The 10,866-nt window shown below is 64.6% G+C and carries 10 protein-coding genes and 1 CRISPR repeat array; all 10 genes read left to right on the top strand.

All coding sequences use genetic code 11. The annotated features are described in order from the left end of the window. Nucleotides 1-476 (top strand): RES family NAD+ phosphorylase (locus MVF76_RS12490; protein WP_297529633.1); only part of this gene is annotated, 476 nt, incomplete at its 5' end. A gap of 91 nt (nt 477-567) precedes the next feature. Next, nucleotides 568-3,261 carry a CRISPR-associated helicase Cas3' gene (gene cas3 / locus MVF76_RS12485; protein WP_297529631.1) on the top strand — a complete coding sequence of 898 codons (2,694 nt, stop codon included), beginning with the start codon at nt 568-570 and terminating at the stop codon, nt 3,259-3,261. Next, complete coding sequence (gene casA / locus MVF76_RS12480) at nt 3,258-4,808, top strand: type I-E CRISPR-associated protein Cse1/CasA (RefSeq protein WP_297529629.1); 1,551 nt, start codon at nt 3,258-3,260, stop codon at nt 4,806-4,808. Before cas3 ends, casA begins: the two co-directional genes overlap by 4 nt. Beyond that, nucleotides 4,792-5,295 carry a type I-E CRISPR-associated protein Cse2/CasB gene (gene casB / locus MVF76_RS12475; protein ID WP_297529627.1) on the top strand — a complete coding sequence of 168 codons (504 nt, stop codon included), beginning with the start codon at nt 4,792-4,794 and terminating at the stop codon, nt 5,293-5,295. Before casA ends, casB begins: the two co-directional genes overlap by 17 nt. Nucleotides 5,296-5,309: 14 nt before the next feature. Continuing rightward, nucleotides 5,310-6,482 carry a type I-E CRISPR-associated protein Cas7/Cse4/CasC gene (gene cas7e / locus MVF76_RS12470; protein ID WP_297529625.1) on the top strand — a complete coding sequence of 391 codons (1,173 nt, stop codon included), beginning with the start codon at nt 5,310-5,312 and terminating at the stop codon, nt 6,480-6,482. After that, a complete protein-coding gene (cas5e, locus tag MVF76_RS12465) occupies nt 6,479-7,231 on the top strand; it encodes a type I-E CRISPR-associated protein Cas5/CasD (RefSeq protein WP_297529623.1) in 753 nt (250 codons plus the stop codon). Before cas7e ends, cas5e begins: the two co-directional genes overlap by 4 nt. Before the next feature lie 2 nt (nt 7,232-7,233). Next, nucleotides 7,234-7,968, top strand: coding sequence for a type I-E CRISPR-associated protein Cas6/Cse3/CasE (locus tag MVF76_RS12460; protein ID WP_297529621.1), 735 nt, complete (start codon nt 7,234-7,236; stop codon nt 7,966-7,968). Nucleotides 7,969-7,970: 2 nt separating this feature from the next. Beyond that, nucleotides 7,971-8,870 carry a type I-E CRISPR-associated endonuclease Cas1e gene (cas1e, locus tag MVF76_RS12455; RefSeq protein WP_297529619.1) on the top strand — a complete coding sequence of 300 codons (900 nt, stop codon included), beginning with the start codon at nt 7,971-7,973 and terminating at the stop codon, nt 8,868-8,870. After that, nucleotides 8,839-9,207, top strand: coding sequence for a type I-E CRISPR-associated endoribonuclease Cas2e (gene cas2e / locus MVF76_RS12450; protein WP_297529617.1), 369 nt, complete (start codon nt 8,839-8,841; stop codon nt 9,205-9,207). Before cas1e ends, cas2e begins: the two co-directional genes overlap by 32 nt. A gap of 49 nt (nt 9,208-9,256) precedes the next feature. Beyond that, nucleotides 9,257-10,016: a CRISPR direct-repeat array (repeat unit 28 nt; unit sequence GGCTTCCCCGCACACGCGGGGATCGACC). A gap of 10 nt (nt 10,017-10,026) precedes the next feature. Then, the gene (locus tag MVF76_RS12445) at nt 10,027-10,833 is read left to right on the top strand and encodes a hypothetical protein (protein WP_297529614.1); all 807 of its coding nucleotides are present in this window, start codon (nt 10,027-10,029) and stop codon (nt 10,831-10,833) included. Nucleotides 10,834-10,866 lie beyond the last annotated feature (33 nt).

Genomic DNA, 10,866 nt, shown 5'->3' with positions numbered 1-10,866 from the left:
CCGGCCCCTCGGAGGGGGTCTTCTACGCCTCGGAAACCCCCCGGACCGCGCTCGCGGAGCTGTGTCACTACCGTATGCGGTTCTTTCGAGAATCCCCGCAGACGCAGCTGCCGATGCGGGCGCATACTCTGACCGTCTTTGCCGCCGCCTGCCATTCCGAATCCGCGCTGGACCTGACTCTGCCGCCGCTCGATCGCGACCGCGCCCTGTGGACCGACCCGACCGACTACACCGCAACCCAGCAGCTCGCCGCCGCCGCGCGCGCGGCGGCGCTGGAAGTCATCCGCTACGCGTCGGTGCGCGACCCGGAGGCGGGCGTCAACCTGGCGTTGCTGACGCCACGCGTGTTCACGCACCGCGAGCCGGTCGCGCGCCAGACCTGGTCGATGTACCTGACCCGCAGTGAAGCGGCCTGCGAGCGGGTCGACGCCAGCGGGCGGACGCGATGGCGGTTTGTGTTCGACGGAGAGGGCTGATTCGCACGGGTTGTTGGCCGGCAAGGGGGGCGTAGTGACGAACGGTATGCTTGTTGCGCATAGCAGCCCGGGCTATGGACGGTGAGGAGAAATGCAGGACAGGAAGGCTAATCCAAAGCAGGATGGGCTAGATCAAGCACATGACCGCTGTATTTTCTGGGGCAAGTTCTCTGAGCGAGATTGTCTTCCACTGGAAAGCCATTGTATCGATGTGGCGCTGGTTTTCAGGAGGCTCTGTGACCTGCCTGGATTCCATCGGGCGCTGGAATCAGCCGCCGGAAGGATGCTTGATGATCGCATTCTCGACCGGTTGGCGGTGTTGGCCATGCTCCATGATGCGGGAAAGGCGAACCTGGGCTTTCAGTACAAAGTCTTCCCCGACTCGCCCTTCGAACCTGCCGGTCATGTGGCAGAGCTGGGGATTCTGTTCGACGCCGGTCGTGCCGAACTGAACCAGGCCTTTGCCGAGGCGCTCCAGGTTGGCAGGCTCCAGTCCTGGTTCGATGACGAGGGCGATGAACTGGAGAGTTATCTCCATGCCACATGGTCCCATCACGGCCGCCCAGTGAGATTCGACGAGGGCCTGGCCGGCAGGGCGATCACCAGCGCTGGCTACTGGCAACCCCACGGTGGATACGACCCCATGGCCGCGGTCGCTGAGCTGGTAACCTGGAGCCAAGCGGCGTTCCCGGCTGCCTTTGAGCCCGGTGGGGCGCCCCTGCCTGGGGCTGTCCGTCTCCAGCACCTCTTTGCCGGCCTGGTGATGTTGGCCGACTGGCTCGGTTCCCACCCCCGCTGGTTCCCCGTCCAGAACACCGACGCCGCGGCGCGCCTGGAACACAGCAGGGAGGCTGCCCCTCGTGAACTCCGGACCGTGGGGCTGGATGCTCGTCCCCTGCGTTCCGTCCTGCAACCGGGCCCCGGGTCCTTCGAGGAACGATTCGGCTTTACTCCGCGCCCCCTGCAGACGGTAATGCATGGCCAAGACCCCTCGGATCCGGCCAGCCGCCTGCTCATCGCCGAGTCGGAAACGGGCTCGGGGAAGACGGAGGCCGCCCTGGACTGGTTCTTCACCCTCTTCGCCGGCGGTGAGGTGGAGGGTCTCTACTTTGCCCTGCCCACCCGCGTGGCCGCCCGCGAGCTGTACACCCGCGTGCACGACACCATGTCCCGCTGGTTCCCCGATCCCGCATGCCGCCCCGTGACCGTCCTCGCTGTGCCCGGTTACGCCCAAGTGGACGGCTTGCCCGCTGATCAGATTCTGCCGGTGCCTGAGGCAGGCAACATCTGGGAAGATGACGACCAGGCCCGGCGGCGGGAGCGTGTCTGGGCCATCGAGCATCCCAAGCGCTTCCTTGCCGCCACCGTGGCGGTGGGTACCATCGACCAGGCCCTGCTTTCGGCGGTGCAGACCAAACACGCCCACCTCCGCGGCGCCTGCCTTGCTCGCAGTCTCCTGGTGGTGGACGAGGTCCACGCATCTGATCGCTACATGGCCAGTCTCCTGGAGCACCTGTTGGAACACCACCTGGCGTTGGGCGGCCGGGCCGTGCTTCTCTCCGCGACCCTGGGCGCGGAGGCCCGCGAACGCTACCTGGCGGTGGCCCGTGGCGAGAACCCCAACCGGGTACAGCCGCCAACAGTGACAGACTGCCAAACCCTGGCTTATCCGCTGCTCAGCCGCGCCGATGGCAGCGTTACACCCTGTCCTGGTGAGGCGCGAACAAGATCCATCATCGTCGAAGAAACCCCCCTTGCCTTCATCCCCGAAAAGCTGGCCGATCGCCTCGTCCAGGCGCTGCAAGCGGGCGCCCGGATCATGGTAGTCATGAATACCGTGAATCGGGCCAATACCCTGCATCGCGCCCTGGAGGCCCACCCGGGCATGAACCCAGCCTGGGGCTTCAGTTTCGAAGAGGTGCCCTGTCCCCATCACGGCCGCTTCGCCCCTGAAGACCGGCTGGTGCTCGACGCCGCCGTGAGCGCCCGGATGGGCAAGGGTGGGCCTGACGGGCCTGTACTTATCATTGGCACACAAACGCTGGAGCAGAGCCTGGACATCGACGCCGATCTGCTGGTCACCGACCTCGTACCCGCAGACGTGCTCTTGCAACGTCTCGGCCGACTGCACCGGCATGATCGGCCCCGTCCGACAGGTTTCGGGGAGGCCCGCTGCCTGCTTCTGACACCCGATGAAAAGCTGGTGACGGGGCTGGATGATCAGGGTTTTGTAGCAGGACGCTTCCGGCGTATAGGCTGGGGCTTCGGCCGGAATTCGAATGGTATATACGAGGACTTGCGCTCACTTGAGCAAACCCGCCGAAGCCTGCTGGAAACGCCCACACTCGAAATCCCCACCGACAACCGCAGGCTGGTTGAGGCCGCCACCCACCCCGAATCCCTGTCTCTGCTCGAAGCAGAAGACGCGCGCTGGGCACGCCACGGCCAGCACGTGTTGGGTAGTGATATTCACAAGGCCCAGCAAGCGGCAGCCGTCAACATCCCCTTCGAACGCTGCTTTGGTGACTTCGTCTTCAACGAACAGGGGCTCAAGGTGGCCACCCGCCTGGGAGCAGACGCCCTGCGCCTGCCCCTGGACCGGCATGTCCAGAGCCCCTTCGGTCAGGCCCTGCATGAGATCACCATTCCCGAACACCTGGCCCCCGGACAGCCCAACGACACAGTGACGGTGGAAAGCGAGGAGGGTGGCGTCATCCACTTGCGCTGCGCCGATCGGCATTACACCTACTCCCGCTACGGCCTGGAAGGCAAGGAGACATCATGAATCTGCTCACCGACCCTCTTATTCCCGTGTTCACGGCCGACGGCCGGCAATACATCAACCTGCCGGCCCTTCTCGCCGGCCTGGGTGCTGACACCGTGCAGCGCATCGACGGGCTGCAGCGCCATCAGGAGGATGCCTTCCACGTTTTCCTTTGTTATCTGGCCGGGGCTGTTCTGGCCCGCGACGGTGACTGGAACCCCGTGCGTGAGGAAGCCTTCTGGCGCGATGGTCTGCGGGTGCTCGCCGGTGAGGCGGGGGACGACACCTGGGCGCTGGTGGGGGACGACCTTTCGAAACCGGCCTTCATGCAGCCACCTCTGCCAAAGGCGGATCATGGAAAGCTCAAGCGCCTGGCCGAAACGCCAGATACTCTGGATCTGTTGCCCACCGCCAAGAACCATGATGTCAAACGGGCTCGCGCCACCCGGCCTGAACCCTTCGAATGGCTCTACGCTCTCATCAGCCTGCAGACCATGAGCGGCTTCTTCGGCAAGAAGAAATATGGCATAGCCCGCATGAACAGCGGTTTCGGCAACCGTCCCGTCGTGGAGGTGGCCCGTTCCCGGAAACAGGCTCCCCGCTGGCGCGACGCCGTGCTGCGCCTGCGAGACCACCGCCGCCAGGCGCTGGCCGGGAACATCCCTTTCCGGGACGATGGCCTGGTACTGGTCTGGTTGCTGCCCTGGGACGGCAAGGCGAGTCTCAACCTGTCGGATCTGGATCCCTTCTTCCTGGAAATCTGCCGACGCATACGCTTGAAAGGGGACAATGAACACGTCTTCAACGCGGCAGGCCTACCTTCCAATGCCAACCGGATCGCCGCAAAGGAATTGAATGGCCTGGTGGAGGATGCCTGGCTACCGGTGGATCTTTCCGTGAAGGAGGGCGCCAAGGCGCTGACCGTCTCTGCCAATGGCTGGACCGCTGACCTGATGCGGCGCATCCTCTTCCAGGACGCCATCCGCCGTACCCGCCTCCAGGAACCGGGCGAAGACTGGCAGGGGGACACATGGTTGCTGGCCTCCGTTCTGGTGCGAGGGCAGGGTACGACCGACGGTTTCCACGAGCGTCATCTTCCCATCCCCGCGCAGGTAAAGCGGCGGCTGTTCAGGTTACAACCGGATGATCCCCTCGCTCTCCTGGCCAGGGAGGGTATCGAGCTGGCCGGGCTCATGCGGAACCGGATCCTGAAGCCTGCCGTGTTGGTTCTCATGCAAGGCGCCCCAGAGAATCTGGCGTTCGACGACGATACCTCAAACGCCTGGTGGAAGCGGTTTGCCTCCCGCTTCGAAACCCTCTGGTCCGACGACTACTTTCCCTGGCTCTGGTCGTTGCCAGATTCCCTGAACAAGGACGAAGCACGCCTGGACTGGGCCAGTCGCCTGAAGCGACATGCCGAGACCGTGCTGCAAGAGGCCGAACAGTCGCTACCCCGGCATGCCGGACGCCTGTGGCACGCCCGGGTCGCCGCCGGTCGCACCTTCTGCGGCGCCTTGTACAAATATTTCCCCGACCTCAAGGAGGCCCGCCATGAGCACATCGCCTGACTCCCTTGCCCGTGCCATCGCCCACGTTGCTGGCACCCTCTCCAGCGAACACTTCCCCACCGGCGAGCGCGCTGCACTCAAACGGATGACGCCCGGCCAGCCCCCACCCCTGTATTTCTACCGCTTTGCCCTGCGCCATCTGCCCGAAACCTGGGAGCGGGACGAGGCGGACTGGATCACCCTTGTCGCTGGCATCGCCCTCATGGTCCCGCATGCCCACCGCTCCGGAACCGGCCTGGGCACGGCCCTGGGGGAGGGCGGCTACAGCGAAGGGCGCCTCGAGCGCCTGCTGCAGAGCGAGGGTGATACCCGGCGGACCCTGTTCCTGCGCGCCGTGCGTTTTCTCGCCGCCAAGGCCCGCCCCTTCGACTGGCAGGACGCCGCCCGCCTGCTTCTGACCCGTGACCCGGAAAAACGTGAACGCGTGCACCGGCATGTAGCCCGTGACTTCTACACCATCGTCGAACAACAGAAGAAGACTGCCTGACAAGGAGAAATTTCATGTTTCTGCAAATCCACTTCCTCACCAGCTACCACGCCACCCTCCTCAACCGCGACGACGCCGGACTCGCCAAGCGTATCCCGTTTGGCGGCAGCGAGCGCCTGCGCGTGTCCAGCCAGTGCCAGAAACGCCACTGGCGGGAATGGCTCATGGAACAGACCGATCTGCCCTCGGGTCTCCGTACCCGCGAATTCTTCGGCCGCGAGGTCAAGCCGCGACTGGTGAAAGACGGCATGGAGGAGGCATTGGCTCATGCCCTCACCCTGCATCTGGCCAAGGCCCTGCTCACTGCGGCCGGAGAAAAGGACGCCGTGGACAAAGACACCCTGGCCATGAAACAGCCGGTGCTTTTCGGCAGACCCGAGGCCGACTTCTTCGTCTGGCTCATTCAGGAGGCTGCCGGACAAGGCGACGAAAAAGCCGCTACCGAGTGGTTGAATCAACAGCTCAAGGAGGGGAAAAAGAACCTCAAGGCCCTCATGAGCCAAGCCGGAGCGCATGATCTGGCTGCCGGCTTCGAGGGTGCGCTGTTCGGCCGTTTCGTTACTTCCGATATCCTTGCCCGCCTCGATGCGCCCGTGCATGTGGCCCACGCCTTTACCACCCATGCACTGGATACGGAAGTGGACTTTTTCACGGTGGTGGACGATCTGAACAAGGATGAGGAAACCGGTGCTGCCCACGCGGGTGACATGGAACTGGGCGCCGGCATCTTCTACGGCTATGTGGCCGTGGATATCCCCCTGCTGGTCTCCAACCTTACTGGGGCGAGCGCGAAGGACTGGCAGGCGCAGGACCACGCAGATGCGCGAAAGCTGCTGGAACGGCTGATCCACGCCATCGCCCAGGTCTCGCCGGGAGCCAAACTGGGCGCCACCGCACCCTACGCCCACGCCGAATGGATGCTGCTGGAGGCCGGAAGAGGTCAACCCCGCAGCCTGGCCAACGCCTATCTTCAGCCGGTAAGACCGTCTGACGAGGTTCACCCCTTGAAACAGTCCGCCGATGCGGCCGCCGACTATCTTGGCGGCATGGAGCAAATGTACGGCAAAGCCGACGCCGGCCGCTGGGTTTCCAGCCGTCACCCCTGGCCACGGGAATCGGAATCGGTCCTGCCCCTGCCTGAAGCTATCGAGAAGGCTCTGGGATACATCTTCGGAGGCGCGGCATGAAAGCCCTCATCTTGCGCCTGGATGCGCCACTGATGAGCTTCGGCGGGGTGATGATCGATCAACATGGTTTCATCGAGCGTTTCCCCGGAACCAGCCTGCTCACGGGTCTTGTCGGCAACGCCCTCGGCTGGGGGCATGGTGATTTCGAACGTCTCGAGGCATTGCAGGCACGACTCGCCTACGCCGCCCGCTGGGACGTACTACCGGTACGCATCGTAGATTACCACACTGTCAATCTGGGGCAGCCTAAGATGAAAGGTTATGCAACAGGTAAAGAGCCCTTAGGATGGACCACTAGGGGTGTACCGGAGGGTAGAGGAAAAGGTGAGGCAACGAAGGGCACGCACATCCGGTATCGCCACTACTGGGCCGACGGCCTCATGACCGTCGCCCTTGCTCTGGCGGAAGAAGGGAATCCGGACCTCGACGCCGTGCGCGATGCCCTGGCGCATCCCGCTCGTCCCCTGTTCCTGGGCCGCAAGGCCTGCTTGCCCGCCCGTCCCCTGCTCGACCCGGTACCGGTGCGCGAAGGGCCGGATCTCCTCGCCATCCTCCGCGACGTGCCTCGCTGGGATCGGAACGGGCAACCGCAGGACGAGGCGGGAAAGGCGGAGGCCTGCTGGCCCGCCGAACTGGGCTTCCCCAAAGGAACGGGTGGTGAAATCCGCCGTGTCTACGATCTGCGCGACTGGGCCAACCAGCTCCCTGCCGGCAGCCGGGAGCGGGCTGAAGGCATCCTCGGAGGCTGAACATGAATCCTCTTTACATGATCCAATGCACTCTCGACCCCAGGGCCTTCATGGCCTTCGCCCGCGAGCAGGGACTGGATCCCGGTCGTGGCGAACTGGACCTGGGGTATCTCGGTCATGCCTGGCTCAAGGCTGCCTTTGGTGATCGGGCACCGGGACGCTGGCGATTATTCATGCCAGGGCCGCCGCAGCGACGATTCCTGCCAGCCCGCATCCTGGCCTATTCGGATCATCCGGCCGACGCACTCGGCGATCACCTCGCCCGGTTCGGCACCCCATCCGTGGAAGCGGTCTGTCCCGCCGACGGGATTCAGGGCAAGGCCCTGCCGCAGGAGTGGCCACCGAACCGGCACTACGCTTTCGAGGCATTGTGCTGCCCCGTGGGGCGCAAGGCCAGGCAAGGCACCGAGAAGGACGTTTTCCTGCTTGCCACCGAACAGGCGCCGGAGGAGACGCTGGAGCGCGCGACGGTGTATCAGGACTGGTTCAGAACCCGAGCCGAAGCCGTGGAGGGCATCCAGATACTGAATATAGACGTGAACGCATTCCGTCTGGGGAAAGTGATGCGCAAGACGCAGGATCATCCCCGCAATCCTCGACAGGCGATTCGACCACAGGCCGAATTCCGCGGCGTTCTCAAAGCCACCGGGGATGGCGGCCTTCTGGACTTGTTGCGCCGGGGGGTAGGGCGGCACCGCGCCTTCGGCTTTGGCATGATCCTGCTTCGTCCTGCCTGATCATGTCGCGCAGAGGCTTGTTTCCCGGCCGGCTCGGTCTCGCTGAAAGCCGCATTCCCCATGCCGACCGGCATGGCCTGCTATGGCTCAGTCGTGGCAATCTCTATGTGGAGGACGGAACACTCCAGTTTCTGGCTGCAAAAAGTGATTTGTTCAAACCCGGAGTCTATGCCATCCCTTACCAGTCCGTCTCGATGATTCTCATGGGTCCCGGGACGACGGTCAGCCATGACGCCCTGCGTATCCTGGCCCGTCACGGTACCCTGCTGGCCGCCATCGGAGAAGGCGGCATTCGCTTTTACACCGCGCCTCCCATGGGCCAGGGCCAGTCAGACGTGGCGCGTTCACATGCTCGCCTTTGGGCCGACGAGAAAGCCCGCCTCGAGGTGGCCCGACGGATGTATGCCTTTCGTTTCGGGCGAGTGCTGCCGCACCGGGATATCACGGTCCTGCGCGGGATCGAGGGCGGACGGGTAAAATCCATGTACAAGACTCACGCCGAGAAATACGGTATTCCCTGGCGGGGGAGGCGATATGACCGGCAGAATCCGTCCACCAACGATGTGCCCAACCAGGCACTTAATCACGCAGCCACGTTTGTCGAATCGGCGGCCGATATTGCCGTTGCCGCCGTGGGTGCGCTGCCTCCATTGGGGTTCATCCACGAAGAATCCAGCAATGCGTTTACACTGGATATTGCCGATCTGTGGCGAGACGACTTTACCGTCCCTTTGGCTTTTTCCGTGGCGCGCAAGGTCATGGACGATCCCGAACTGCTGCTCGAACGGGAGATCCGGTTCACAGCCGCATCCTGGTTCCGCAAGCGCAAAATCATCCCTGCCATGATTGATCGAATAAAGGAACTGCTCCATGTCGACGATGACCGTGGTGGTCACCCGTAATGTATCGCCCCGCATACGGGGTTTTCTAGCTTCCACCATGCTGGAGATGGCACCCGGGGTCTACAGCTCACCACGCCAGTCACCGGCCGTCCGCGAGCGTATCTGGAAGGTTCTGGAAGAATGGTTCACAGGAGAACAGGAGGCGTCCATTGTCATGGTCTGGCGCGAGCCGCGGATGCCCGGCGAACAGGCTGTTAAAACACTGGGCCTGCCACCGGTTGCCCTGGTCGAAGTCGATGGCTTGATCGTTACACACCATCAGATGGATACGGAGACAGCGCAAACCAAATGGGAACGGACTTTCTCAGGTAAACGGGCCGGGATAACACCCGGGTAGTTCTTCGCTCTTTAACAATTTGTGTAAAATCAAGGCGTCGCATACAAGAGGCTTCCCCGCACACGCGGGGATCGACCCACCTGCCTATGGACGCCATACCGGTTGGCCCAGGCTTCCCCGCACACGCGGGGATCGACCCCGCCACGGCCTGACCCATCGCGTCATGGGGCTGGCTTCCCCGCACACGCGGGGATCGACCCAGCCCCGCCCGCGCCACACCCCGCGCAAACGCGGCTTCCCCGCACACGCGGGGATCGACCTCGGCCATCTCCTGCGGCACTTTCGTGTCGCAGGGCTTCCCCGCACACGCGGGGATCGACCCCTCCACGAAGCCCGGCTTCTGGCCGGGCTCTCGGCTTCCCCGCACACGCGGGGATCGACCAATACGATCATCTTCTCGTCCGTGAGCACTGCGGGCTTCCCCGCACACGCGGGGATCGACCTCTGTCGGTCATGCTGCAGGCTCCGGTTCGTGGGGCTTCCCCGCACACGCGGGGATCGACCCTTCGGCTTGGTGGCCGTGGCCGCGTTGGCCTCGGCTTCCCCGCACACGCGGGGATCGACCCGGGTTGCCGTTCGACATGTAGACCTTCTGGACGGCTTCCCCGCACACGCGGGGATCGACCCCCTCATGCGAGAGTGAGGCACGACCTGTTCGGGGCTTCCCCGCACACGCGGGGATCGACCTCACGTCGGACGCCTGTCCGACGACGCCAGCGAGGCTTCCCCGCACACGCGGGGATCGACCTTGCCCTCGAGCACGAGGCAACCAAAGAATGCGGGCTTCCCCGCACACGCGGGGATCGACCGAACGCGGCGGTGGTCAGCAATTGTCGCTGCTACGTCGTCGGCGCCCGCTCCGAACGCGGCGCGCGGCGGCTCGGCGGCAATCCGGACAAGCAGCCCCCCGAGGGCTGGAACTCAGCCGACCCGGACACTGGGGCACCGCCCGGGATCGACCCGGGATGGGACTACATGCCGGGGCGGCGGGCCCGCGCGCTGGGCGAGATCGCGCGCCGGCTGGCGCCGCTGGATCCGGGACTGCGGGACATGGCGGTAGCGATGGCCGACAAGACGCGCCAGTGGCCCTACGAGCTGGCCAAGGCCTATATGCAGGCCCTGCCGGCGCGGGTGCGCGACGCCCACGCCATCGCCTACCGCGGTCTACCCTCGGTGGCCGAGGACACCCGCCGCTACGCCCAGGCCGTGCTCGCGGGGCGGCCGGTGCCGCCGTATCGCACGCTCGGCCTGCTGACTGCAAGCGAGGCCCGGCAGATCGCGGGCATGACCGGGCAGGACGCAGGGCGGCTGGCGCTCTACGACTGGGCCATCGACCGCAACGCGCCCGGCCATGTGCGCCGCCAGCATGGCGATGCCGCAACCGAGGCGCCCCGGGGGCAGGTGGCGGTCACGGTGGAAGACTATGCACGGCTGCCCGCGATCATCCTGGATGCCGACGCCCTGGAATACGGCGGGACATCCGATGTCGGTCGCCCCGTGGTGCGTGCCCGGCGCCGCTGGAACGACGTCGAATACACGGCCGCGTTTGAACTGCGCAGCAGCCGGCGGATGATGGTGCTGCAAACCCTGTGGAAGAGCGCCCAGTCCCCAGGACTACGTCCGTAACGGCTTTGTGGTATGAGCACAACGTCCCGATGC

The sequence above is a fragment of the Thiohalobacter sp. genome, assembly GCF_027000115.1.
GTDB lineage: Bacteria > Pseudomonadota > Gammaproteobacteria > Thiohalobacterales > Thiohalobacteraceae > JALTON01.
Note: the sequence above shows the minus strand (reverse complement) of the source record. Positions and strands in the feature narration are given on the sequence as shown.